The organism is Methylocella tundrae, assembly GCF_038024855.1.
Classification (GTDB): domain Bacteria; phylum Pseudomonadota; class Alphaproteobacteria; order Rhizobiales; family Beijerinckiaceae; genus Methylocapsa; species Methylocapsa tundrae.
Map to the genome: position 1 here is coordinate 1 of NZ_CP139087.1, position 21,965 is coordinate 21,965.

At 59.3% G+C, this 21,965-nt stretch carries 30 protein-coding genes; 28 read left to right on the plus strand and 2 right to left on the minus strand.

Features of this window, described 5'->3' with window-relative positions:
- The 4 genes from repA (at position 1) to SIN04_RS00020 (ending at position 4,822) form a co-directional block, all read left to right on the plus strand.
- A complete protein-coding gene (gene repA / locus SIN04_RS00005) occupies positions 1-1,218 on the plus strand; it encodes a plasmid partitioning protein RepA (protein WP_134493266.1) in 1,218 nt (405 codons plus the stop codon).
- Entirely contained in the window at positions 1,215-2,246 is a 1,032-nt protein-coding gene (gene repB, locus SIN04_RS00010) for a plasmid partitioning protein RepB (RefSeq protein ID WP_134493268.1), read from the plus strand. Before repA ends, repB begins: the two co-directional genes overlap by 4 nt.
- Before the next feature lie 832 nt (positions 2,247-3,078).
- Positions 3,079-4,326: a plasmid replication protein RepC gene (repC, locus tag SIN04_RS00015; protein ID WP_134493270.1), complete on the plus strand. Its 1,248-nt coding sequence runs from the start codon at positions 3,079-3,081 to the stop codon at positions 4,324-4,326.
- A 67-nt stretch (positions 4,327-4,393) separates the two neighbouring features.
- Positions 4,394-4,822 (plus strand): tetratricopeptide repeat protein, encoded by a 429-nt coding sequence (locus tag SIN04_RS00020; RefSeq protein ID WP_166796077.1) that lies wholly within the window; start codon positions 4,394-4,396, stop codon positions 4,820-4,822.
- A 343-nt stretch (positions 4,823-5,165) separates the two neighbouring features.
- Here the strand turns inward: SIN04_RS00020 and SIN04_RS00025 are convergent, their stop codons facing one another.
- Complete coding sequence (locus tag SIN04_RS00025) at positions 5,166-5,852, minus strand: SOS response-associated peptidase (RefSeq protein ID WP_134493274.1); 687 nt, start codon at positions 5,850-5,852, stop codon at positions 5,166-5,168.
- A 724-nt stretch (positions 5,853-6,576) separates the two neighbouring features.
- On the opposite strand from SIN04_RS00025, the gene SIN04_RS00030 reads away from it, so the two are divergent.
- Positions 6,577-7,779 (plus strand): T6SS phospholipase effector Tle1-like catalytic domain-containing protein, encoded by a 1,203-nt coding sequence (locus tag SIN04_RS00030; protein ID WP_134493276.1) that lies wholly within the window; start codon positions 6,577-6,579, stop codon positions 7,777-7,779.
- A gap of 366 nt (positions 7,780-8,145) precedes the next feature.
- On the opposite strand, the gene SIN04_RS00035 is transcribed toward SIN04_RS00030, so the two are convergent.
- Complete coding sequence (locus tag SIN04_RS00035) at positions 8,146-8,559, minus strand: WGR domain-containing protein (protein WP_134493278.1); 414 nt, start codon at positions 8,557-8,559, stop codon at positions 8,146-8,148.
- A 272-nt stretch (positions 8,560-8,831) separates the two neighbouring features.
- Here SIN04_RS00035 and SIN04_RS00040 point away from each other — a divergent pair, with 272 nt between their 5' ends.
- The 23 genes from SIN04_RS00040 (at position 8,832) to SIN04_RS00150 (ending at position 21,847) form a co-directional block, all read left to right on the plus strand.
- Positions 8,832-9,782, plus strand: a complete 951-nt coding sequence (locus SIN04_RS00040; protein WP_244606058.1) for a DUF3991 and toprim domain-containing protein — start codon at positions 8,832-8,834, stop codon at positions 9,780-9,782.
- Positions 9,779-10,843 carry a hypothetical protein gene (locus SIN04_RS00045; protein WP_197732047.1) on the plus strand — a complete coding sequence of 355 codons (1,065 nt, stop codon included), beginning with the start codon at positions 9,779-9,781 and terminating at the stop codon, positions 10,841-10,843. The genes SIN04_RS00040 and SIN04_RS00045 overlap by 4 nt, the downstream gene beginning before the upstream one ends.
- Positions 10,827-12,926: an ATP-dependent helicase gene (locus SIN04_RS00050; RefSeq protein WP_244606059.1), complete on the plus strand. Its 2,100-nt coding sequence runs from the start codon at positions 10,827-10,829 to the stop codon at positions 12,924-12,926. Before SIN04_RS00045 ends, SIN04_RS00050 begins: the two co-directional genes overlap by 17 nt.
- A gap of 66 nt (positions 12,927-12,992) precedes the next feature.
- Positions 12,993-13,247, plus strand: a complete 255-nt coding sequence (locus tag SIN04_RS00055) for a hypothetical protein (protein ID WP_134493282.1) — start codon at positions 12,993-12,995, stop codon at positions 13,245-13,247.
- Positions 13,248-13,624: 377 nt separating this feature from the next.
- Positions 13,625-14,602: an ArdC family protein gene (locus SIN04_RS00060; RefSeq protein ID WP_134493284.1), complete on the plus strand. Its 978-nt coding sequence runs from the start codon at positions 13,625-13,627 to the stop codon at positions 14,600-14,602.
- Between the two features lie 75 nt (positions 14,603-14,677).
- On the plus strand, positions 14,678-15,184 hold the full coding sequence (locus SIN04_RS00065) for a hypothetical protein (RefSeq protein ID WP_134493286.1): 507 nt from the start codon (positions 14,678-14,680) through the stop codon (positions 15,182-15,184).
- Positions 15,185-15,217: 33 nt separating this feature from the next.
- Entirely contained in the window at positions 15,218-15,376 is a 159-nt protein-coding gene (locus tag SIN04_RS00070; protein ID WP_166796078.1) for a hypothetical protein, read from the plus strand.
- A gap of 11 nt (positions 15,377-15,387) precedes the next feature.
- The gene (locus SIN04_RS00075) at positions 15,388-15,618 is read left to right on the plus strand and encodes a hypothetical protein (protein ID WP_134493288.1); all 231 of its coding nucleotides are present in this window, start codon (positions 15,388-15,390) and stop codon (positions 15,616-15,618) included.
- Positions 15,619-15,931: 313 nt separating this feature from the next.
- A complete protein-coding gene (locus SIN04_RS00080) occupies positions 15,932-16,750 on the plus strand; it encodes an outer membrane protein (protein ID WP_134493290.1) in 819 nt (272 codons plus the stop codon).
- Positions 16,751-17,033: 283 nt separating this feature from the next.
- The gene (locus SIN04_RS00085; protein ID WP_134493292.1) at positions 17,034-17,363 is read left to right on the plus strand and encodes a hypothetical protein; all 330 of its coding nucleotides are present in this window, start codon (positions 17,034-17,036) and stop codon (positions 17,361-17,363) included.
- 3 nt (positions 17,364-17,366) lie between these two features.
- Positions 17,367-17,762: a hypothetical protein gene (locus SIN04_RS00090; protein WP_134493294.1), complete on the plus strand. Its 396-nt coding sequence runs from the start codon at positions 17,367-17,369 to the stop codon at positions 17,760-17,762.
- A gap of 66 nt (positions 17,763-17,828) precedes the next feature.
- Positions 17,829-18,032 (plus strand): hypothetical protein, encoded by a 204-nt coding sequence (locus SIN04_RS00095; RefSeq protein ID WP_134493296.1) that lies wholly within the window; start codon positions 17,829-17,831, stop codon positions 18,030-18,032.
- Between the two features lie 300 nt (positions 18,033-18,332).
- The gene (locus SIN04_RS00100; protein WP_166796079.1) at positions 18,333-18,485 is read left to right on the plus strand and encodes a hypothetical protein; all 153 of its coding nucleotides are present in this window, start codon (positions 18,333-18,335) and stop codon (positions 18,483-18,485) included.
- Position 18,486: 1 nt separating this feature from the next.
- Complete coding sequence (locus SIN04_RS00105) at positions 18,487-18,738, plus strand: hypothetical protein (RefSeq protein WP_134493298.1); 252 nt, start codon at positions 18,487-18,489, stop codon at positions 18,736-18,738.
- A 64-nt stretch (positions 18,739-18,802) separates the two neighbouring features.
- Complete coding sequence (locus SIN04_RS00110; RefSeq protein WP_134493300.1) at positions 18,803-19,141, plus strand: hypothetical protein; 339 nt, start codon at positions 18,803-18,805, stop codon at positions 19,139-19,141.
- A 72-nt stretch (positions 19,142-19,213) separates the two neighbouring features.
- Positions 19,214-19,375, plus strand: a complete 162-nt coding sequence (locus tag SIN04_RS00115) for a hypothetical protein (protein ID WP_166796080.1) — start codon at positions 19,214-19,216, stop codon at positions 19,373-19,375.
- Positions 19,376-19,522: 147 nt separating this feature from the next.
- On the plus strand, positions 19,523-19,762 hold the full coding sequence (locus SIN04_RS00120) for a hypothetical protein (protein WP_134493302.1): 240 nt from the start codon (positions 19,523-19,525) through the stop codon (positions 19,760-19,762).
- Complete coding sequence (locus SIN04_RS00125) at positions 19,759-19,965, plus strand: hypothetical protein (RefSeq protein ID WP_322843393.1); 207 nt, start codon at positions 19,759-19,761, stop codon at positions 19,963-19,965. The genes SIN04_RS00120 and SIN04_RS00125 overlap by 4 nt, the downstream gene beginning before the upstream one ends.
- On the plus strand, positions 19,962-20,144 hold the full coding sequence (locus SIN04_RS00130; RefSeq protein ID WP_322843394.1) for a hypothetical protein: 183 nt from the start codon (positions 19,962-19,964) through the stop codon (positions 20,142-20,144). Before SIN04_RS00125 ends, SIN04_RS00130 begins: the two co-directional genes overlap by 4 nt.
- Positions 20,145-20,368: 224 nt before the next feature.
- Complete coding sequence (locus SIN04_RS00135; RefSeq protein ID WP_134493308.1) at positions 20,369-20,650, plus strand: hypothetical protein; 282 nt, start codon at positions 20,369-20,371, stop codon at positions 20,648-20,650.
- A 47-nt stretch (positions 20,651-20,697) separates the two neighbouring features.
- Complete coding sequence (locus tag SIN04_RS00140) at positions 20,698-21,078, plus strand: hypothetical protein (protein WP_134493310.1); 381 nt, start codon at positions 20,698-20,700, stop codon at positions 21,076-21,078.
- Positions 21,079-21,281: 203 nt separating this feature from the next.
- Positions 21,282-21,503, plus strand: coding sequence for a hypothetical protein (locus tag SIN04_RS00145; protein WP_134493312.1), 222 nt, complete (start codon positions 21,282-21,284; stop codon positions 21,501-21,503).
- Positions 21,504-21,592: 89 nt separating this feature from the next.
- Positions 21,593-21,847, plus strand: a complete 255-nt coding sequence (locus SIN04_RS00150; RefSeq protein ID WP_134493314.1) for a hypothetical protein — start codon at positions 21,593-21,595, stop codon at positions 21,845-21,847.
- Positions 21,848-21,965: the final 118 nt, after the last annotated feature.

Genomic DNA, 21,965 nt, shown 5'->3' on the forward strand with positions numbered 1-21,965 from the left:
ATGACAATAGCGACTTCAACCACGATCGGGATAGAAGATGCTGCGGGCAAAATTGTCCGCCACGCTCATATTTTGTCGCGCCATCTCCAAGTAATGCGCGACCGGATGTATCCTCCCCGAGCGCAAAAACATTTGCGGCATTTCATGACAAATGAGGTGTCCAAACTTACCTCGGTTCCTGAATCGACATTGCGAACAATGTCGATCGAAGGCAAGGGCCCGACGCCGGCGCGCCTTGACAATAATCATCGATCTTACACACTTAAACAAATCAATGAACTAAGAGCGTTGTTCGCCGCTCAGAGACCGTCCGAAGCTTTGCGATTTTTGCCTCATCGACGTAAAGGAGAGCATCTCCAAATTCTAGCTGTCGCCAATTTTAAGGGCGGCAGCGCCAAAACGACGACAAGTCTCCACTTATCTCATTATCTAGCATTACATGGCTATCGGGTCCTTGTAATAGACCTCGATCCACAAGCATCGCTGTCGGCTATGTTTGGTGCCCAGCCCGAAATTGATGTTGGCGAAAATGAAACCATTTACGCGACACTGCGCTATGACAACAAGCGCAAACCAATTCGCGACGTTGTTCGCAAGACCTATTTTCCTGGAATCGACCTGATCCCGGGAAATATCGAGGTCATGGAATATGAACACGAAACACCCAGAATTCTTGCCTCCAAACATCAACATTCGGGAGGGGCTTTTTTCGAAAGATTGCGCCTCGCTATCTCCGAGGTCGATAGCGATTACGACGTCGTCATTCTGGATACCCCACCTTCGCTTGGGTTCCTTACACTTGGCGCAATCTATTCCGCAACGAGCATGCTCGTGACCATTCATCCGGCGATGCTCGACGTCGCTTCAATGAGCCAGTTTCTGCTCATGATGGGCGACCTGATCACGGTCATCCGCGATGCTGGGGCGACCATACGCCAAGACTTCTTTCGCTACCTGATAACCCGACACAATCCCAACGATCAACCGCAGACCGAGGTTATAACTATGCTTAGGCATATGTTCGGAACCGACGTACTCGTGCCTACGGCCATTGATAGCACAGCTATTGAAGCCGCAGGTTTAGCCAAGCGCAGTCTTTATGAACTTGAGGCGGGTCAAGTCGGGCGCGACACCTTCCGCCGCGCGCGTGAGTCTATGGATGCTGTAAATGATCGAATCATCGGACTTATCTCCGAAAGTTGGGGGCGTCCGGCATGAGCAGGCGCACACCGAGCAAATCGATTGCCGCCAACTTTGGCGCACTCTCGGAGAGCATTTCCCTGCCTGATGCCCTTAGCACCGGACATGACGCTGTTCCCTCGATATCCGCGCAACCAGCAGCCCGTGTTGGGGCCGGGGTTATTGGCGCGACGCAGCGGACCCTTACCGATCTTCGCGAAGAGCGCGACCAGCTACTTATTCAATTGGCTACCACCGGCGAACTGCTGCTGGACCCTTCTCTTATCGATCCGTCCCCATTCCAGGACAGGCTTCCAGATGACGGCGAAGCGGAATTCGATTCTTTTAAGAACCTAATCGATACAGAGGGGCAGAAGGTCCCTATCCATGTTCGTAAGCATCCGAATTCTTCGGGACGCTACGAAATCGTTTATGGCCACAGGCGCTGGCGCGCCGCTAAGGAGCTTGGAAAAACCGTCAAAGCTTTCGTTGCCGACGTAACCGATGCCGAAATGGCTATCGCACAAGGAATCGAAAATGCCGCCCGTCAAAACTTAACTTGGATTGAAAAGGCGTTATTTGCCTGGCGCATGGACCAAGCGAACATCAAGTCGAGGGATATTCGCGCGGCCTTAGTAATCGACGATGCAGAACTAACGCGATTTCGATCTGTCTGTCGGGCAATGAGCCCTGAGATATTGCATGCGATTGGCCGTGCGCCAAAGATAGGACGTCCTCGATGGATCGATCTCGCGACCGCCGTTGGCAAAGATCCCGATGCACTGACTAAGATTCATCAAACCCTGTCATCTGACAAGGTTTCTTCTCTGCACTCAGATGAGCGCTTTCACCTAGTTCTAGCTGCCATAAAGGCGACGCCAGCTGAAAAACGGCAAGAGCGCAAACTAGTTGCCCCTTCTGGAAAAGTGATTGGCACAGCTGCTTTCAATCAGGGAAACGTCAAATTGACGATCTCCCCGGCGCATGCAGACGCATTCATCTCATTTCTGGAGGCAGAGATCCCGATGATTATGAAGAGTTATTTCGCCCAACGGGGCGAAGAATGAATGGCTACTTGCCATCGCTATGGCCCCGGCGTTCCGGAGCCAAAAAACACTAACTTAAAAGGACTTTGAATCCACGGCAAAAGAAAAAGGCCCCCGAAACAATCGCTCCGGAAGCCCTTCTCATATGTATTGCAACTGAGAGAATCGCACTTCCGCGAATCACAGTCAAGAGTCTTTAGCGTCGTTTCGGCGAGCAGATTTTCTTTGCCTAAGACAAGGCGAAGAACATGCAGCACTTTTCATCAACGACGCTTGCGGGGCGGCGGGCAGGGGCATTTTGCCCGCCCAATAACCTCGGGCGAATAAACGCGCGGATCGGCCGATTCAGCCGGGGAAGCCGCTTGCCGTTCGCATGGGAAGCGAGGGCAGGGGCGGGATCCCGCCTCTCCCTCTCCCTGCAAATTCCGACATCGACTTTTTTCGTCAGGCCGCTTCGCGTTCGCAAAACGCCGCCGGACACTTGGCGCGCGCCCACTGCCGATTCGCGGCGGGCGGCGTCAAAGCAGATCGCTGTTCGTGCGGTGAACACATAGCAAAGGAGTTTCGAAATCAGATTTCAGGCAGGGCCGGCGCTCAGCGACAAATCTCTGAGCCTGCCAGGTCCAGCCAAACAGTCCTTCGCAGCATCAACGCGCTGCGCAGAGGCGTGAACCGCGTACCCGTCAACCCATCAGGAGACATTTAGGCAAAGAAAAAGCCCCCGAAACGTCGCCGCTCCGGAAGCTCCATCTCGAAATCCGCAATTTCTAGATAGCGCTTCCCGCCATTTTTTGTCAAGGCCGAACGCCGTTTCAGCGAACGCTTTTGCTTTGCCCGAAGAAAGGCAAAGACCATGCAATTATCCCTATCAACGACGCCCTTCGGGCGGCGGCTGTACACGCTTGCCCAAACGCAGGCCCAGATCGTCGCCAAAGAGTGCGCGCCGAATGCCCTCGTGCGCAAATGGCTGATCTTCGACGACATCTGCGCGGCCATGGCGACGCTCGGCCTCTCGGACCGCACGCTCGCCGTGCTGAAGGCGCTGCTGTCCTTTTATCGCCCGGATACGCTCGCCGGCGACAAGCCGATCATCGTCTTTCCGTCGAACAGGGCGCTGGCCCAGCGGGCGGGCGGCATGGCGGAGAAAACTCTGCGCCGGCACCTGGCGATCCTTGTCACACTAGGGATCATTCTTCGCCGCGACAGCGCCAATGGAAAGCGCTACGCCCGGAAAGGGGAGGGGGGCGAGATCGCCGAGGCCTTCGGCTTCGACCTCACGCCGATCGTCGCCCGCGCCGAGGAATTCAGGCATCTCGCCGCCGAGGCGGCGGCCGAGCAGCTTCTCCTGCGCCAGCTCCGCGAGAGCATCACCATCCGCAGGCGCGACATCGACAAGATGATTGCGACCGGCTCCTATGAGGGCGTCCGGGCCGACTGGAATGGTTTCCAAAAGGCGTTCATGGCGCTTGGCGGGCGCATCGCGCGAACGGCGACTGTGGAGACGCTGGAACCTCTGGCCGCCGCGCTCGAAAGTCTCGCGAATGAAATCCGCGACATCCTCGAATCCCATGTCAAAACATCAAAAATGACCGGCAATGGCGGTCAAAGTGACCGTCATATACAAAATTCAAACAAAACCCCTTTTCTTGAATCTGAACATGGCTTGCCAATAAGCCATAGGGCGACCAGCGAGCCTCAGCCGGAAACAACGCCCCCTCCATCATTGACCGCAGAGCAGACAACGCCGCAAAAGGCGACCTTTCCGCTCGCTATGGTCCTCGACGCTTGCCCGGACATTGTCGAGCAAGCTCCCGAGGGCATCAAATCATGGCGAGACCTCATCGCCACGGCGGAAAGGGTTCGCCCGTGGATCGGCGTCAGTCCCAGCGCCTGGGAGGAGGCCAACGATGTTCTCGGGCCGACTGACGCAGCGATCGTCCTCGCCGCCATCCTGCAGCGGGGCGACGCCATCGCTAGCGCCGGCGGCTATCTGCGCAGCCTGACCCAAAAGGCGAGGGCAGGGGCCTTCTCGCTCGGGCCGGTGTTGATGGCGCTGATCCGCGCGAACCTGCGAAAGCGCGGCAAAAAAATGCGGGCCTGATTTCGCATTCGCGCGGCGCGCTGGTTCAATCGATCCAACCGTTCGCAGGAGCATGGCGGGGACCCAAATGCGCCCAATTGATTTCCAGAAATTCATCGCCGACGAGGGTTATATTCTTGCGCCGGACTTCGCGAAAAAGCGAAAAGCGCTTAAGCACGCAGCCAGGCGTGGCGACGCCGCGGCTCAATGTTCGCTGGGGACCTTGTGCCTTCACGGTTATGGCGTGCCGCAAAACCTCGCCGCGGCGGCAAAATGGTTCGAAAAGGCCGCTAATCAAGGCGACTGCAACGCGCAGTTCTTCCTCGGCGAAATGTATTGGGGAGGGGAGGGCATTCGTCGCGATGTCGAACAGGCCGCGAAATGGTTTCGGCGGGCGGCGTCGCAGGGCGATGTCCAGGCGCAGCGAGCTCTCGCGATCCTAGGCGGCGCAAGCGACAGAATCGATGAGAACCGCACGCTTGCCGCCGGAGCCATTACCAGGACCAGGGCCGCATGACAACGCGAAGCTCATTCCTCCGATTGCGATGCAAAAGGCTCTCGCCGGCTGCCTTGTCTGCGTTCTGTGTCTGTTCTAGCTTGCGGCATAGCCGACGACGACGCGTTTCCTCCGCTTGCCGAACCCTAACCTTTTGGTTTCGCCTGGGATATCGCCATGGCGATCCGCCAAACACATCTTTACCGGGGACGCGGCCAGAAACTTTCATTTGACGAAAAACTGTTGCTGGCCAGAACAATTCTTGAGCATTTGCGGATCAGCGGCGTGATCTTGACGCGAACGCCTCCTATTCACGGCCACAGTCGGCCGCCTCCGCCTGATCCCGAACGACAATGACGCGGCTCTATCTCGGCGCGGCGGTTTCTTGATCAATTGGCTCTATCAGGCTCGGATCATCGTCTCCCCGTCCGGAATAATTCACCTTTTTGGAGACCGGCCATATCTGAAGCAGATCATTCGGCGCGGCACGCAACAGTTCGGCGCCGCTATCGCCTTTCAGCCAGGCGGTGTAATCGCCCGGGTCCAGAAGAACCGGCATCCGATCGTGAATTCCTCTGGTCGTTTCGTTCGCCTCGGTCACGATGAGCGTGCAGCTCAAAACCATCTCGCCTGTCTCGACGTTTTTCCACTGATCCCAGAGGCCCGCAATCCCGAGAATGGCGCCGTCCGCCGCGCTGATGAAATAGGGCTGCTTTTCGCCCTCGATCGTGGCCCACTCGAAATAGCCCGATGAACCGACGATGCAACGTGAACGCTTGAACGCAGAGCGAAACATCGGCCTTTCGGCAACCGTCTCCGCCCGCGCATTAAATGTCGACGGCAGTTCGGCGAGCGATTTCCTCCACCAGCTGGGAACAAGTCCCCAGCGCATCGGGACGAGTTCGCGCCCGGCCGGTCCCACGCGCACGACGTCGACCGTCGTTGTCGGCGCGATGTTGTAGCGCGGGCGCAAGTTGCGTGGCACGCCGGTCAAATCCATTGCCGCGCGAATTTCCGCCCAAGTATAGAATTGAGTAAAGCGCCCACACATCGCCGAATTCTATCATGCTCTGCATCAACGGCCCAGCACCCGGTGCCGATTTGGCGCGGTGCGCCCATGCCTCGGCGCGTTCTTGATCTCTTGGCTATCCGGATTCAGCTGTGTTTCGGCAACTATATTTGAAACGTGAATTTCACCTTCAAAACTGGATTGTGTCATGGCAAATGAATTTCCAGATCGAGGCGTGCATCACGGCTTCGAACGGCTGAAGAGGGTGGGTTTGCGACGGTCCGCTTGCGAGCCGCGATGCGCGGGAACAGGACATTCGGTTCACGGCGGGGTCGGGCCGGAAGGGGAACGGCGGGTTTCGGGCGGCCGTCACGAAAAGCTGCCCTGCGTTCCGCTTGCCGTATATTGTCTCCACTCGAGTCGCCAAGGTCTCACTGTGAGGCCAATCTGCCCAACCATCGAATACTGGATAAACCCATGGAGATTGAGTTTTCTGGCCAAAGGTTTATCCTCGCCTCCAAGTCTCTGGTTGACGTAAAGTAGCCCTAAGGAAGGGGCTTTCGCCACATGCTGGCATCGGAAAGCCAGCGTACAGCTGACGAGACGCCATGGCGGCCACCTGCATTCGACGCTGGACCCACACTGCGCGATAAGGGAGTGCACCCGAAAGGCGCGCCATAGCCCGATGCTCTCGAACCTCGTCATGCGCTCCTCGACGACAGACCCATCGCTCTCACCACGAGCAAACACTATAGGGGAATAGCTGATGCCCGAGATCGTTACGGTCGAGCCACCGTCGAAGGCGAAGCGGCTTGCCGTCTTCCTCGACGGCACCACAGATAAGTCTGAGGGCAATACTAACGTCTGGCGGGCGCGCTCGCTCTGCGCCGCCAAAGGCAATGACGATCGCGAGCAGCTCATTTATTACGCCGCCGGCGTCGGAACGCAGCTCGGCGAGATCGCGCGCGGCGAGGTCTTTGGCTACGGCATCGACGATCAGGTCGTCGATGCCTACGAATGGCTCGTTGAGAACTACGGCGATGGCGATGACATCTTCGTCTTCGGCTTCAGCCGAGGCGCCTTCGCGGCACGCAGCCTTTCTGGCTACGTGTCGCGATGCGGCGTGATCCGGCCAGGCTCGCCGCTCGGCGTGAAACAGCTCTACGACCGCTACAAGAAGGGCAACCACGTAAAGACGCTCAACCAGTTGTTGGAGCCTGGCGCCGACAGGAGCGGTTACGACCTGGAGGAGCGCTGGATGGTGCGCGACTGCGCTCCCGCTCCGGTCAGGTTCACCGGCGTATGGGATACGGTAGGTTCGGTGGCGACGACAGGTCATCTCGCGCTGCTGACGGGCGGCGATCACTCGTTCCTGGACACCAATCTTCGCAAGAACGAGGAGCGCGTCTACCACGCGATGGCGATCGACGAGAACCGCGCCGACTTCGACGTAACGCTGTTGTCGTACTATCGCCCAAACACAGAGACAACGCCCTACGTCTCGCCGCGCCCGCTCGCCGAAGTCGAGCAGCGTTGGTTCTGCGGTGCCCACGGGGACGTCGGCGGTGGAACCTACAGCGACGCACTGGCACAGTTGCCTCTGCGATGGCTTCTGACAAAGGCCTCCTCGCACGGCCTCGCGTTCAAGAGGAACGTCGAACTCGACGCCGAGGCCTCGATGGGAGGCATCGAGGATTCATTCTCGGAGTTCCTCGGGGGCGCCTACAAGGTCTACAGCCTCTGGCAGCGCAACTGGCGGCCGATCGGCAGGGAGCCAGAGAAGCGCAGCCAGACGACGGTCCACAGCATCAACGAGACGATCGACAAGTCGGTGTTCGAGCGTTGGCGTCGTGATCCAGCCTACCGACCTGATAACCTTGTCGATTGGGCCAACCGTCGTCACGTAGACGTAGCGACCTTGACGACCTCCGTAACGACGGACGATCCGTCGATCGCTGCCCCGGACTGACCCGCTGCTTCGCCCTGTGCACGGCGACCATTCTGATGCTTTGAAAATCACCGCGCACGGCGGTTGAGTCTAATGCGGTGCAGAGAATACATTCTTTCGAATGGTAGATTGCGGGAACCGCGTCGAACAACGGGAACGGCTCAGACGGGCACCCTGCCGTCGGCGCCCCAACTTCGTGAACGACCGCTTCGGAGAATCGAAAGCTGGTCCTGGAACGACGAGGTTGGGTCGGATTCTGCCGGTCGCCCGTGGCACGATCAAGAGCCCCTTCACCCGCCGTCTCGTTTGGCTTCCGGAAAGGCTTTCGTGGTTATAGTCTAGCTTATGTTAGTCGCGAACCCAGACGTAAACTGCCTTTTCCCGCGCTTAAAAACACACTGACCGAATTTCGTTTGACCTATCCTTCCCGGATACGGGAAACACGGCGGATTCCGGATAGCCGATTTTCGCAAGCCTTCCGTCTGCGAGGAAACCCAAACCAGCCGCGGCGATAAGCGCCAGCGCGGCCGGCGAGGCCTCGATCACCGTATAGGCCACGCCGCAGCGGCGCTTAGCCGATCGACGCCGGCAAAGTCCCTTCCGAACAAATTCCCGCCCCAATTTCTCTGACTCAAACACGCGCGAGATCGTTCGTCCGCGCGAGCCGATGCGGCCGTAGGAAACGCGCGCCGTCCACTCCCCGAAAAGATCGATCCCCGCTTCCACGGCCCATGACCGTCGCCGGTCGAGCGTCGGATCGCACGCCCTCAGCACGACTTTTAACCCGTCAATCGTCGACATCCGCCAGTTCCCGAAAAAGGCATTCGCGTTCGCGCACGCGTGACTCACGAAAGAAAGGAGAGAGCAAAGGAGGAGCGAATGGCTACCGCAATAACGGACGCGCCGACAAGGGGTCGGGCCGGCGAGCCGCTTCGCTGGTCTCGACGGCCCCGCTTGCGCGCCCTTGCAGCGCGCCCGCATTGCGGTCGGCTGGAGGGTATCAGGGAAGCAGAATGGAAGCAGGCGAAGCGCGCCTCTCCCGCTCCTGAAAACAGGAGATGGGAGCCCAGACCATGACCAGTTATGACTCCGAAATCGAAAAGCTGCGCGCCGAGGTGAGCTGCGCGACGCTGCTCGAGCGCCTGCCGCCGCCATGGCTGCTCGACCGGGCGGAAAGCACCAAGAACTGCCTCAAATACCGCCGCGGCCCGGGCGAAGTCATCATCGTCAACCACGGGGGCAGGGGATGGTGGGACGCGCAGAGCGACGCGAAAGGCGACGTTTTCGACCTCGCCCAGCATCTCGATCCTGGGCTCAATTTCGGCCAGGTGCGCAAGCTTCTGCGTCCGTTCATCGGTCTCGCCCCGGCTTATCCGGCCGCTTCAGCCCGCCGGCGCCGCGACTTTCCCGATGCGACGCCAGCTGAGAGATGGGAGCCGCGGCCGCCCCTTCGGCCGGCCTCGCCGGGATGGCAATATCTGACAATCGAGCGCGGACTGCCGGACCTGATCCTCAAGGCCGCGGCAGCGGCGGATGTCCTGCGCGAGGGCGCCTATGGAAGCCCCTGGTTCGCGCACCGCGACGAGGCCGGCCGCGTAACCCACGTCGAAATCCGCGCGCAGAATTTCAAAGGCTCGCTCGCGGGCGGCGTGAAGACGCTCTTCCGGTTTCCAGGCGGAGACCCTCCGTTCAAACGTCTCGTCGTAGCAGAGGCGCCGATCGACGCTCTCAGCATCGCCGTCATCGAGCAGTGCCAGCCGAACACGCTTTACGCCGCGACCGGCGGCGGCATGGGCTCGGCGACGATCGCCGCGATCAAGCAGGTCCTCGCCGGAATGGCAGGCCAGCCCGACGCCTTCTGCAGCGCGACAGACGCCAATTCCGCAGGCGACCGCTACGCCGCCCGTCATCGAGAGATCGCCGAAAAAGCCGGTGTCGGCTTCGTGCGATTGCGACCGCCAATCGAAAACGGCGACTGGAACGACATCATCAAACAACAAGCCCAGCAAAGGGATGGATCATGAAACTTCCCGACTTTCTCCGCTTTGAACCTTTCAACAGGCTCAGGGACCAAATGAACATCCCTCGCGAGGGCCAGGGATCAATCATCGAAAGCAACCCGCAAGTAGAATCTCCCCCGCCGCCTCCGCCGGCTGCCCTTCTCGCCCTTCCCGCGCCGAAGGGGCGCGCCTACATTCTTCTGAAATCAGGCAATCGTCTCGATCTTCTCGATCCCCAGCCCGACGCGTGGACGGACGAAGACCTCGCGATCGGATTGTCGCGCACCTATCGCTGGGGCGGTCACTCCAAATGGCCTCTCCCGCTCAGCGTCGCCCAGCACAGCCTCACCGTGCTCGCCTTGCGCGAAGCCGAGGGACCGCTCACCGCCCGCGAGGCCTTGCGCGAGCTGCTTCACGACGCAACCGAGGCTCTTTTTGGTGGGTTTGATCCAGTGGCGCCGTTGCGTCCGCACCTTGGCCCCGACTTCGCGCGTCTGGACGCAAGCCTCCAGGCTGCCGTCGACCGGCGCTACCGGCTCCCGGCCTGGACCGAACTATCCTATGCACAACACAAACACGCCGATCGCCTCGCCGCCGCGAGCGAGGCTTTGCACATCGTCGGGTGGACCCGCGAGGAAATGCGTTCGAGCCTCGAGATCGGGCTCGAACCAATTGACGACGATCCGCTGTTCCCCCCGGACGGCATGAGAAATTGGGAGCCATGGCCGCCGACGATCGCTCAGGCCATGTTCTCCAAACGTCTCGCGCAGCTTCTCGCCAGAGCGGCGGTTGACGATGCGCTCGCCGAATTGGCGCCCGCCTTCTTGCGCCTGATCGCGAAAACCAAATCCAGCCGCCTTCACCGCCTGCAGCCTGTGACCGGCAACAGCCTCAAAGACAAATACGTCTTCGTAGAGGCGCATGACGGTTCGGGAGCGCTCGAAGGGGTCGTCGTAGACGGCCCGCGCGACGAGGATGGCGACTTCGATCTCGAGGACAAATTCACGGTCTTCACCACCGACGGAAACCGCGAAGGGGAACTTATCATCTGCAACGGGGCTAACTGTCATGTCGAAATTCTCTGATCCTGACTTCGTTCCCTTCCTGGATGATGACGACTACGCGGAATACGCCGCCTCCATGCGCGACGTCGATCCTGTATCGACGGCGTCTTTCGACTCGATCGCTTCTGGGCTCACCCAGAAGCAGGTCGAGGCTGCCGCGCATCAGGGCGCTATCCTCGTCCTCGCCGGCGCCGGAACCGGAAAGACGTCGACGCTGACGGCCGCCGTCGTTCACCGGATCACAAACGATCGCATCCCCGCTTCTCGCATTCTCGCCGTGACGTTCACGAACAAGGCCGCCAATGAAATGGCGACCCGCATTCGCGACGCTCTCGGCGGGCAGCCGGCGCCAAGCTGGCTTGGAACCTATCATGGCCTCGCGGCGCGGCAGCTGCGCGAGACGCCGGAAGTCGCCGATCTCCGGCACAACTTCGATATTCTCGACGCCGACGATAGCCGCCGCATCATCAAACGCGCGATGAAGGCCCTTAACCTCGCCAGCGACGACGACGAACCAAAGGCAGGTCGCGATCCCCTTAAGCTCATGTGCAACCGGATCTCGCAGTTCAAGGATAATCTGATGACGCCGAAAGGCGCCCTGGCGTGGGTCAATAAACGCATCGCCGACGCCGAACGCGACCGCGAGCAGATCGACGCCGCGGGCCTCCGCGCCGCTGTTCGCGTCTATGCCGACTACCAGCAGAGACTCCGCGAGACCAATGGCGCCGATTTCGGCGATCTCTTGATGTGGCCGACCCTCGCCATGCGCGGCAACGAAGAATATCGCGACCATTGGGCCTCGAAATTCGACTGGATTCACGCCGACGAATATCAGGACGTCAACTTCGCTCAATACACATGGCTCAAATCCTTCGCGGAAGATCACCAGCGCATCTTCGTCGTCGGCGACGATGATCAGGCAATCTACAGCTGGCGAGGCTCTGACATCTCGTTCATTCGCCGGTTTTCCAAGGATTTTCCCAGCGCGGTTCAGGTCCGTCTCGAAGAAAACTTTCGATCGACGGGCCATATACTTGATGCGGCCAACGCCGTCATCGCCCAGGACAAGAAGCGACTCGGGAAGACTCTCTTCACCCGAAAGGGCGATGGCGAACGCATCGAAGTCCTCACCTACCGCGACGCGCAGGCCGAGGCGACCGGGATCGTCGCCGAAATCGTTGAGCGCCATGCGAAGGGCGTTCGCTACGAGCACATGGCCATCCTTTACCGAAACAACTTCCTCTCGCGCGGCTTCGAGGAAGCCCTTATGCGCGCGCGCGTCCCATATTGTCTGATCGGCGACGTCGGCTTCTACGCCCGCTCTGAAATCAAGGACGCCCTCGCCCTCCTGCGTCTCGCCACGACGCCCGACGAGCGCCAGTCCGACGAAGCGTTCCGGCGCGTCATCAACGAACCGCGCCGCGGCTTCGGCGCCAAGGCGCTGGAGCTTCTCGACGCCGAAGCCAGCTTCTTCAACGTCTCTCTCTTCAAAGCCCTCGACACCGTCGCTCTGCCTCCGAAAACGAAGGCCGCCGGCGTCGAATTCGCCCGTCAGATCCGCGCAGTCGCAAACGAGCCTTCGCATACGCTCGCCGACCAGATTTCCCTGCTGCTCGACGCCACCGGCTATCGCGCCATGCTGCGCGACAGCAAGGCCGAGACCACCGAGGACAAGCTGAAGAACCTCCAGGAGCTTCTCGAAATCGCCGGCGGCTTCCACACAGCTCGCGAACTGCTCGACCATGTCGCGCTCGCCACCAATCGGCCCGACGAGGACGACACCAGAGTCGTTCGCCTCATGACCCTCCACAAGGCTAAAGGACTGGAGTTTCCCCATGTTTTTCTGCCGGCCTGGGAAGCCGGCACGATCCCTTCGGAATATAGCGACCGCGACGAGGAAAGACGGCTCGCTTATGTCGCGCTCACCCGCGGCATGAGCCGCGTGACGATATCTCATTGCGGCTTTCGTCGCGGCGCCGCCGTTCCGTCAGCCTTCATCGACGACATCCCAGACGACAATCGCGTTTTTGGCTGGCTGCGCGACCAGAACCGCGCTCGACCCCAGCCATCACCCCGCGCGCCGCCTGCCTTCCGCAGCTTTTAGACCAGCTGGCGTCCGGCCCTGCGCAACGAACCGCACGATCCGCTCGCCACAAGGAAAAACAGACCTATGATCTCTGAACTCACCAAACTAATCGGTTCGATCGAGTCCGATAGCGGCTATCTGACAAGCGAATGGCTGGAACGGCTGCGGACCTTCGACTTCTCTCTTCGTGCGGCCGCGCGCTTTCTCGCCTGGCTACCCGGCATCAAACCGCATCTCGCATGCTGTACCATCACCATCGAACATGGCGAAAATGACCTCGGCTCGCCTGTTGAATTTATCGAGTTTCGCACCGGCGGATGTCCGGCGCGGAAGACCTGATATCCGTCATGCTCGGACAAACCTGGATTGCCCATTTTCACACCGAATGGACCAAGGGTCTTTCCCGCGCGGATTTCGCCCTCTGGCATCCGCGCGCCCGAGCCGCGCTCGTCAAGGCGGTCTCTATTCGCGCCGGCGCGCCCAACCCGGCCCCCACCCCGCCTAGCTTCGATTTGAACTCCCAAACTGCTGAGACAAACGAGACGACACGCGAATAGAAGGCGCTACCGCATTCCCGCCCGCCGCCGCAAGGGGTCGGGAGGCGCGGAGCCGCTGCGCTGGTCTCCGGCCTCCCCGCTGCGCGCCCTTGCCCCGGCGAACGGGATACGGCGCGGAAGGACTTGTTCGAGGAAATCAAATGGAAAAGGACAGTCCCGATGAGCCGTTTCAAACGCAATTCCAACGCCGCTCGCAATGACAGCTACCAAGAACTCACCGACAAGATCGTCGCCGCGCTGGAAACCGGCGTGAAGCCCTGGCGGCAGCCATGGGATCCCGAAAAAGCCAGCGGTCCTTCCGCCCCGATGAACCCCACCACGGGGCGCCGCTACAGAGGAATCAACACCTTCGTTCTCGGCATTTCGCCGCTCGCTTTTGCGACCCAGGATCCGAGGTGGTGCAGCTACAAGCAGGCCGCCGAACGCGGCTGGCAGGTCCGGCGCGGCGAGACGTCGACCAAGATCTTCTTCTACAAACAGCTTGAGGTGAAAGACGACGCCTCGCCAGGCGGCGACGATCCCACCGTCAAGCGCTTCCCTGTGATGCGGACCTTCAGCGTCTTTCACGCGTCGCAGATCGACGGCATCCCGGAATTCACGCCGGCGGGCGCGCCGAAGACCCTCCCCCAAAGAGTCGAGGACGCCGAAGTGATATTGAGGAATAGCGGCGTCTCTATTCGCATCGGCGGCGACGTGGCGTTTTATTCACCAAGTACAGATCACGTGCAGCTACCGCCGGATGCCGCCTTTGCTTCGCCCGAAGCGCGCGCCGCGACCGCGTTGCATGAGCTTGCACATGCCAGCGGGGCATCGCATCGGTTGGCGCGAGATCTTACCGGTCGATTCGGCTCTGCGTTATACTCGCTCGAAGAGTTGAGAGCCGAGCTCGCAAGCGTATTCATTGGAAATGAAATCGGAATACCATCAGATATACCAAATCATGCGAGCTATATCAAGTCCTGGATTGACGCATTGAAAGACGACAAACGCGCGATATTTCGCGCCGCCGCTGATGCGCAAAAAATCGCTGATTATTTGCTCGCCTTTCACCCGACCCTCGCCGCCGCTTCGGACGATATTCCCGAGGAAGACGACGAAGCGAATGAAACGACTTCCCCGATCGCCAAAGCAGCGTAACCCGACCGCCCTGCCTCGACGACAATCGCAGCGGTCAGGCAGCGCAGCCTTCTTCCACTCATTGGAGTTCACATCATGTCAGACAGAAGCGCCGCCGAAATTTGCATCGGCGGAACCCTTAATGATGCCGCAGCGATCGATCGCCTGGTCGAAGCGATCTTGTCGCAAAATGCCGGCCCTGAGTACGGTTCCCGGTTTCAAGACGCCGCCGAGGCCCTCGATTACATCAAAGAAGCGATCGCCGAATCGGGGCCGCTGCGCCTTTTCGACAACGAAGTCGCAGGCGGCAGCTTTTGGGATCTCGAGCCAGTTTTACGCGAACTCGGCCTCACCTATTTCCGAGCGGACGACGGGCATTACGCCTATTCGGCCGAGGCCGTCTTTTGGGAACCCGGATATGACGAGCCGCGCTCCTGGACCGGCAACAACGAACACGTGCCTTGCCTGACCGCGACGGAAATCAGGAAGCTCTTGAGCGAAGAGACACTCACCGCCGAACTCGAACTGATCGAACGCGCGGAGAAAAGCGAATTCCCGTTGCGCGCAGACCCGGCGGCGCTCGACGCCGCACTTGCGCAATAAACGCAAATAGAAATCCCAACTCCGGAGACCCTTATGTCCAACAATATTGTCGAGATGAGTCGCGTCCGACAGGATGACGAAACACAGCTTTGGGTGATCGAGATATTCTCGGCTGTCAGCCAGAAATGGCTCGTTCAGGGCGAGTTTCCGACCGAAGCCGAAGCCCGAAACGATCTGGTAAACTGGCGATAGCGGGGGCATCCATGAACCAGCGCAATCCCAAACCCATTCTCACACCGGACCAAACGGACGCCCTGCGCACATTCGCAAAAAGGAATGGCCGCCGCTGGAAATCGAAGCTCCTCGGCCTGTGGATGGATGGGCAAGACTGGCGCGAACCCGAAGCCCCTTTTCTGCGCCAGATTCGCAATACCATCGGTCCGTCTGGCCTCAACCGCCTAAAGCTCGCCGCGCTCAACCAAGCTGGCCTTTGAACCGGGCGCCAAACGGCGCCAGACAACAATGACAATTTGGCAACGGTCAAATTAAAATACCGCGCCAAATCCGGCGCTATCTCCCGAGCGCCCCGACCCAGGACGCCGCAGCGACTCCACACTTCGCATCAAATGCGAACTGAACGCTGCTGACACACGGCGCACGCCATTCGCCGGCTGACCACCGCAAAAAAAAGAGCCGCTCGCGCGAAATTTCCGCGCGGCGTTCGCGCGCGCGCCCGTCAACCTGATCCCATTCGCTTTCACAACCCTTCGCAAACGCTCTTCGAAAAGAAGACAAACGGAGTTCTTAATGAAAACCTCGGTATTCACTTTCGCTCTCACTTTCTGCGCCGGCGCGACGTTTCTCGGATCGAGCATGGCTGCGCCGCTCGAAACATCGCCGGTCCAGCCGAGCGCGGACGCAAAAATCGTCCTCGCCTACAGCCAGCTGGATGAGCCCCCGCTCGCGCCGCACAATCAGCTGAAAATGGCGCAGCTTCACAAACACAAGTCTAAAAAACACCCGCGGCGACATCTTGCCCGGCGCGCCATCAAACATAAGGCGCCGCGGCTGGCCCACGCCAGCGCTCCGCTCGCGCAATATCCGCGACCGGAGATTTCCGTTCCCAGACGCGTTTTTGACGGTCCTTACGCCGGATTCGAAGCTGGCGCCCAGAACGCTTCAGGCGCGTTCCGCGCCCCTGCTTTCGGCTCCTTCCCCCCTATTCAACCAATGCGAGGCGCTTCTTCTTCCTTCGGCCCCGGTTTTTGGGGATTTGCAGGCTATAACGTCCCGGTCGGCAATGTCGTCGCGGGCCTCGAAGGAGACGCCGGCGTTGCGAGCCCCTATGGCGGTCTCACTGGCGCAAGCGGATCCCTCCGCGCCCGCCTTGGCGTCACCGTCTCGGACGGCGTCATGATCTACGCGACAAGCGGCGTCATGATCGCGAATCACGCGAACCTGATCCAGAATTCAGGCGCGCTGGAAGCTGGCTGGACCGGTGGCGGCGGCGTCGAGACATTCATCGCACAGGGACTGTCCATCCGGGTCGAATATCTTTACGGCCGCGGCGTCGATGGTCATTTCGACACGAACACGATCCGAAGCGGCGTCGCGGTCAACTTCTGACATGACGCAATGACCAAAGCGGCGAGACTGACGGCAACCGATAGTAGTCGCCGCTCCTTCCCAACGAGGCATCAGCCTCCGGCATCCTTGCCCACTCTGCGCAAACTAAGAAAAAAATAAGAAAAAGCTAATCCCACAGGCAATCCGAACGCCGCAAAGGGCGGGGCCGCCGGCCTCTGCGTTAGGCCGGCGGATCCTGGCGCAAACGCGCCACCTTTGCCCCTTTCGGATTGCCTGTGGATGGGCCTGGACATCTTCACGAAGAAGACAAAAGGAGGCCCTAATGACGATCCAGAATCAACCCTACGCCCTTCAACCAATCGGAAATACGGCAAGCCCTTTCGATTCGCTCGACGCCTTCGATTACGACGCCGCGCGCCGGGAAGGATGGACTATTTCCGATTGCGGAGTTTACGGCGACGGATCCCGCCGCGTCGAACTGCAGAAAACCGACGATCCAATACAGGGGGCTCCTCTTTTCACTGAAGATCGCGCTGCCTGGGCTCACGTCGTCCAGCAAGCCCGACGCGGCTCATCCCTTCACTACCTCGCTCTCCAGCTTATCGACCGGCGCGAAAAACTCGCCGTCGAGGCCCACTGCGGAACCTGGTGAAACATGGGAAAACATATCCTGCAAATCGGCCTGACGCAGGCCGCTCCGCTCCCCGCTACAATGGACTTTTCTCTCCAGGCTCCCGATTTCCTCGGAACGTGGAATTGGCGCAGCCGCGCGCGAGGCGAGTCCGTCACAGCCTGGGCCGCCCGCGTCGAGGCGCAAGAGGCCGAGGTTAAAAGGCGCGCCGCGGCATGGCTTCTCAAGGGTCAAAAAGTTCGCGTCAACCACGATCCCTTTACTCTCGGACACAGCCTCACGGATCGCATCGGCGTCATCCACGGCCGCTGCAGACAATGCTTTTCCGATTACGTCTATGTCCGCTTTGAGCCTGCCGAAGGCGAAACAGAGAGCAAGGTGCGAATGCTCGGCCTCGAGTGTCTTGCGCCGATCGATTGAGATGCGCCCGCGCCGGAAGCCTCACGCTCTTCCAGCAAGGAGCATCATTTCACAGGAAATGCGCCTATGGCGGAAAACCATATTCACCGCATCATGAGAGAACGCGAAGAAGCCCATCAGCAACTCAGGCAGGTTCGCGAAATGCTTTGCGACATCGAACTTTATCTGACCAGCGCGAAATTCACCAGTTCGCCTGACGATGACTATGTTCATGTTCGCACCGATATCCTACCCAAGATCGCAGCCGTGCGTTTCGCCGCAATAGGCTGACGAAGCACCGCCCGACAGTCGCCGTCACGCCCGGCAGCAGCCGCGCCCATCTATCTCCCCATTCCTAAATCCGTTCCACCCGCGCCGATACTCGACGGAGGCTAAACCGCGCATATCGCGGCAGCGGTCGCACGCCGATCTTCACACCAATATCCAATCCTTATCTTCGTTGCCGCCTCTCGCGAACCATCCTGGAGGCAGCCATCGTCGAAAGCGCCGCGGCGTGATCGACTTCTCAATATTTCAACGCTTATGCGGCGACGAGCAAGGTGAAGCGCCCGCGATCAACAAGAGACCAAAATGCAGCAGATCCATCACGTCATCGCCTATTACCGTCACCTGTTTGAAACGACGCAAGAAACCGCCGTGAAAGTTCGCGCGCGCGAATGGTTTGATGTCTTGCGCGAGATGGAACCCTGCTCGAACCGCATCAATCATAAAATAGGTGACTGACGTGAGAACTCTAGACCTTTTGAAAAACCATCCCTGGAACATGCAGGCCGTCATCGCAGATGTGGGCCATGATCCAGTTACCGGCAAGCGGCTATTCACCGTTCGCATCGAGCCCATCACCGGGCCGGATTGCACCGAGCCCAAAACTTTCCCATTCGAAACCGAAAACGCCGCACGCGCCCACGCCTGGACCGTCCTGGGCTTCGGTAATTATCTGCCGCCGAACAAAGAGTCCGCCAATGACTGTCGCTGATCCTCGAAGGCCGCTGCCACATTGAACTACTCACATCCCCATCAATCTTACCATAGGACATACTATGACCAACGACATTCAAACCATCGATCGAAAAATCGCAGCCTTCGCCGTCGAGACCTTCCTTAAAGCCGGGTTTCTGCTCGGCGTGAACGATGGCGACACCACCACTATCACGCGCAGTAGGGACGCCGTCGCGATCCTTTCGGCAATGTTCACCACCGATCAGGACCGCTTGCTTGTCTATCGCCACTGCGACAACAAATATTTTGGTTGGGTGCTGTTCATTTACGGTAACACGGGATGGGACGTCATCAACGACTACACCGGAAATATTGAGGGCGTCATGGTGGCAGTCGGCGCCTATGCGCAAGAGTTTGAACCCGCCGCAAGGGAGTGCTGATGCTGGATCGTCAAAGAGCTCCTGCCAAGCGGCGCGTCAATTAGCATCAATCCTGAAATAGGGAACACGGACATGAACAATAGCCTTCGCTTCATCGAGCAAGAAACAATCGACCTGATGAAAATCACACTCCGCCATAATCGCGATGAAAGGACACTGTTGTTATCCGCATGGATGATTTGGTGTGCAGAAGAAGACGGCAATATTGACGCAGCGAAATTCACTTTTATCTGATCCTCAAAGGGCTCCCTACGGGACCCCCCGCTGAGCATCCTGCTCTGAAAGGACACGAAAAATGTTCTGGATCGACTACTGGCTCAATCAGACCACCGCCGCAGTCGAGGCTTGGCTCTATTATCTTTGGAAAAAGGGATACATCTGATGTCGCCGACAAACGAACAACACCGTGAACATGCTCAGACCGCGCTGCAGCTCTATGAAAACCGAAGACCTGACGAAAGCGCCCATAAAGGCGAACCGGACTTTCTGATGCAAGAACATCTGCCCGATTTGCTTGCCGATCTGATGCACCTTGCCGCCGGACACGGCGTCAACTTCGACGATGCGATCGAAAGTGCGAAGCGCAATTTCCTCGAGGAACAAAAGGCTGATCTGCTATGAGCCGCCTCACATCTGAACAGAGCTTTCTACTGAAATGGCTCGAGAAAGAGGAGTCGTCCGCGCTTGGCGAATGTGAAGGCCAGGCTCTTACCATGCTCATCAATCTCGGATTGGCCGAGATTAAGGATACATCTGACGGCCCGTGGTCGCGCGTCTCCCTCACGCAGGCCGGTTATGCAACACTTGCCGAGCAATCCTCATGAAATTCCGCGTCGTACTTGTCGAAGAGGTCACATACGAGGTCGAGGTTGAGGCCGACGACGAAGCATCTGCCGGGGACGCCGCCCGCAAGAGATGGGAGGAATCCGAAAACCCTACGGAAGAGTTCAGCGGCCAGGGCGCAGGCGTTGAAGTTGACGATGTCGAGAAGATCAATTCCTGACGCGCCTGCGAAAGCGCGCGAGTTCAGGAAAGGCGCGGAGCGCTCCACGGGCCTTGCTGAAGACCCCTCAAAACCCGCTTCGGCTCTGGGGTCGGCGGTCCCGCCTGACTTCGCCTCTACGCCAGACTCCATCCACGATCTACCAGAACGCCGCCTTTCGAGGCATCGCGCCCTCAGCGCAGCGTGAATAATCGGAACAAACCCATCATCCACGGAGAAAGATAATGCGCGACTCGCGCCTCTTCAATTGCCGCACCGACGATGCTGCCCCCGACTGGTCCCTCTTCGATGCTATCGAGACAGGCGGCTGCACAACCGAGACGGACCCATCAACGGGAGACAGCTGGACCAATGGCGGCATCGACGACGACGAGGCCCAGTTCTGGACCGTCTATGCACGTCTGCGTGAGGGCGGTTGCGAGGCCATCACCGACTGCGCGTCCCGCGCCGAGGTTGACGCTGTAGCTGACGAACTGTCGCGGCTGTCCGGCCTCTCTGTCGTCTAACGGCGATCGGTTCGTTCCGACCGCTTTCCTTTTCCTGAAGGCCCTTCATGCAATTAAAAGTTTACGTTGTCGATCGGAACACAGGCGCGGAAACGCTCCAAAGCCAATCCGCCCTTGATGAACTGTTCCACGACGATCTTTTTCAGGCCGCCGAACGCGATCTTCTCGAAACGGGCGAACACAGGGTCGGCGGAGGGGCAGCGCCCTTGATTCTCCTGCTACGAATTCCGGAAATCCCTTCCGGCTGTCACCCGCTCGCGTTCGCTCAGATGCGCGACAGGCGAGCAAAGGGCTTATGCGCTATCGTTTATGGACTGCCCGGACGCAACGGGATCGAGCCGTTTACATTCTACGCCCGGGACAAACAATCGCTCGACGCCAAGGTCGCGGCATGGCGCAACGAGGGCTATCGCGTTGAGATAGCCTGACCCGTTCGCTATGGAGAGCGCCCCCTTCCCTTCGCCTCATCCACCATAAGAAAAATGAGAAAATGCCAATGCCAGCGGGCGGCGCGGCGCGCAAGGGTCGAGCCGGGCGCAAGAGCGCCCTTGCCCGCCGCGCCGCTCGCTGACCCGGCCAAAGAATATTGAAGAAATATTATCTTCACGGGAATGGCAGAGGAGAACGCCCCATGGCGATTGAATATGGCAAATCCGGCAAGATCGTCGCGAAGCGCTTTACTTTCGACGAAATACAACAGGCCGACGAAAGCATGTCGGGCTTCTGCCGCGCTTGCGGAGAAGAGGCGGGATGCTGCGAACCCGACGCGCGCAATTACAAGTGCGAGGCCTGCGGGTCCAACCAGGTGTTCGGCGCAGCGGAGCTTTTCTTGATGGGAGCGGTGAAGGACTGAGTCGCAATAGCGGGATTCCTTCGCATCCGAAGACTTCGATCCCCGCGCCAGCTCTATCCCCGCGAACACCCTAACTCAGGATCACGCTTATGGACGACAAGTACGATTGGGCCACAACTGGCATCACCCACGACGGCCACCACCAACTCATGCACATTTATCGCTGCTCTACCAATAGAGAAAAAAGCCAACCCTTATATCTCGACCAGGATCAATCCCGACTTCTGAACGCCTGCCTCCAGCAGCTCGCCAAAGACACTTCGGACGACACCTGGTCCATGATGCGGCAGGCAATTCTGCGCGCTTTCTACGAGACCCTGATTTCTTCAACGCGATCGAGCTAATCGCGCCGCTCTGAGCCGCGCCGCGCCGGCCCTCGCTCAAGCGAAACACCCACTCAGAAAACACCCCGTCCCAATCCCGCAAGGAACCCTGACCGCCCCTGGCGCGCCAGCGCTTCCG

What these genes read in the sequence shown, in the direction of transcription:
- repA (WP_134493266.1), top strand. Translation starts at nt 1, where the DNA reads ATGACAATAGCGACTTCAACCACGATCGGGATAGAAGATGCTGCGGGC.
- repB (WP_134493268.1), top strand. Translation starts at nt 1,215, where the DNA reads ATGAGCAGGCGCACACCGAGCAAATCGATTGCCGCCAACTTTGGCGCA.
- repC (WP_134493270.1), top strand. Translation starts at nt 3,079, where the DNA reads ATGCAATTATCCCTATCAACGACGCCCTTCGGGCGGCGGCTGTACACG.
- SIN04_RS00020 (WP_166796077.1), top strand. Translation starts at nt 4,394, where the DNA reads ATGCGCCCAATTGATTTCCAGAAATTCATCGCCGACGAGGGTTATATT.
- SIN04_RS00025 (WP_134493274.1), bottom strand. Translation starts at nt 5,852, where the DNA reads ATGTGTGGGCGCTTTACTCAATTCTATACTTGGGCGGAAATTCGCGCG.
- SIN04_RS00030 (WP_134493276.1), top strand. Translation starts at nt 6,577, where the DNA reads ATGCCCGAGATCGTTACGGTCGAGCCACCGTCGAAGGCGAAGCGGCTT.
- SIN04_RS00035 (WP_134493278.1), bottom strand. Translation starts at nt 8,559, where the DNA reads ATGTCGACGATTGACGGGTTAAAAGTCGTGCTGAGGGCGTGCGATCCG.
- SIN04_RS00040 (WP_244606058.1), top strand. Translation starts at nt 8,832, where the DNA reads ATGACCAGTTATGACTCCGAAATCGAAAAGCTGCGCGCCGAGGTGAGC.
- SIN04_RS00045 (WP_197732047.1), top strand. Translation starts at nt 9,779, where the DNA reads ATGAAACTTCCCGACTTTCTCCGCTTTGAACCTTTCAACAGGCTCAGG.
- SIN04_RS00050 (WP_244606059.1), top strand. Translation starts at nt 10,827, where the DNA reads ATGTCGAAATTCTCTGATCCTGACTTCGTTCCCTTCCTGGATGATGAC.
- SIN04_RS00055 (WP_134493282.1), top strand. Translation starts at nt 12,993, where the DNA reads ATGATCTCTGAACTCACCAAACTAATCGGTTCGATCGAGTCCGATAGC.
- SIN04_RS00060 (WP_134493284.1), top strand. Translation starts at nt 13,625, where the DNA reads ATGAGCCGTTTCAAACGCAATTCCAACGCCGCTCGCAATGACAGCTAC.
- SIN04_RS00065 (WP_134493286.1), top strand. Translation starts at nt 14,678, where the DNA reads ATGTCAGACAGAAGCGCCGCCGAAATTTGCATCGGCGGAACCCTTAAT.
- SIN04_RS00070 (WP_166796078.1), top strand. Translation starts at nt 15,218, where the DNA reads ATGTCCAACAATATTGTCGAGATGAGTCGCGTCCGACAGGATGACGAA.
- SIN04_RS00075 (WP_134493288.1), top strand. Translation starts at nt 15,388, where the DNA reads ATGAACCAGCGCAATCCCAAACCCATTCTCACACCGGACCAAACGGAC.
- SIN04_RS00080 (WP_134493290.1), top strand. Translation starts at nt 15,932, where the DNA reads ATGAAAACCTCGGTATTCACTTTCGCTCTCACTTTCTGCGCCGGCGCG.
- SIN04_RS00085 (WP_134493292.1), top strand. Translation starts at nt 17,034, where the DNA reads ATGACGATCCAGAATCAACCCTACGCCCTTCAACCAATCGGAAATACG.
- SIN04_RS00090 (WP_134493294.1), top strand. Translation starts at nt 17,367, where the DNA reads ATGGGAAAACATATCCTGCAAATCGGCCTGACGCAGGCCGCTCCGCTC.
- SIN04_RS00095 (WP_134493296.1), top strand. Translation starts at nt 17,829, where the DNA reads ATGGCGGAAAACCATATTCACCGCATCATGAGAGAACGCGAAGAAGCC.
- SIN04_RS00100 (WP_166796079.1), top strand. Translation starts at nt 18,333, where the DNA reads ATGCAGCAGATCCATCACGTCATCGCCTATTACCGTCACCTGTTTGAA.
- SIN04_RS00110 (WP_134493300.1), top strand. Translation starts at nt 18,803, where the DNA reads ATGACCAACGACATTCAAACCATCGATCGAAAAATCGCAGCCTTCGCC.
- SIN04_RS00115 (WP_166796080.1), top strand. Translation starts at nt 19,214, where the DNA reads ATGAACAATAGCCTTCGCTTCATCGAGCAAGAAACAATCGACCTGATG.
- SIN04_RS00120 (WP_134493302.1), top strand. Translation starts at nt 19,523, where the DNA reads ATGTCGCCGACAAACGAACAACACCGTGAACATGCTCAGACCGCGCTG.
- SIN04_RS00125 (WP_322843393.1), top strand. Translation starts at nt 19,759, where the DNA reads ATGAGCCGCCTCACATCTGAACAGAGCTTTCTACTGAAATGGCTCGAG.
- SIN04_RS00130 (WP_322843394.1), top strand. Translation starts at nt 19,962, where the DNA reads ATGAAATTCCGCGTCGTACTTGTCGAAGAGGTCACATACGAGGTCGAG.
- SIN04_RS00135 (WP_134493308.1), top strand. Translation starts at nt 20,369, where the DNA reads ATGCGCGACTCGCGCCTCTTCAATTGCCGCACCGACGATGCTGCCCCC.
- SIN04_RS00140 (WP_134493310.1), top strand. Translation starts at nt 20,698, where the DNA reads ATGCAATTAAAAGTTTACGTTGTCGATCGGAACACAGGCGCGGAAACG.
- SIN04_RS00145 (WP_134493312.1), top strand. Translation starts at nt 21,282, where the DNA reads ATGGCGATTGAATATGGCAAATCCGGCAAGATCGTCGCGAAGCGCTTT.
- SIN04_RS00150 (WP_134493314.1), top strand. Translation starts at nt 21,593, where the DNA reads ATGGACGACAAGTACGATTGGGCCACAACTGGCATCACCCACGACGGC.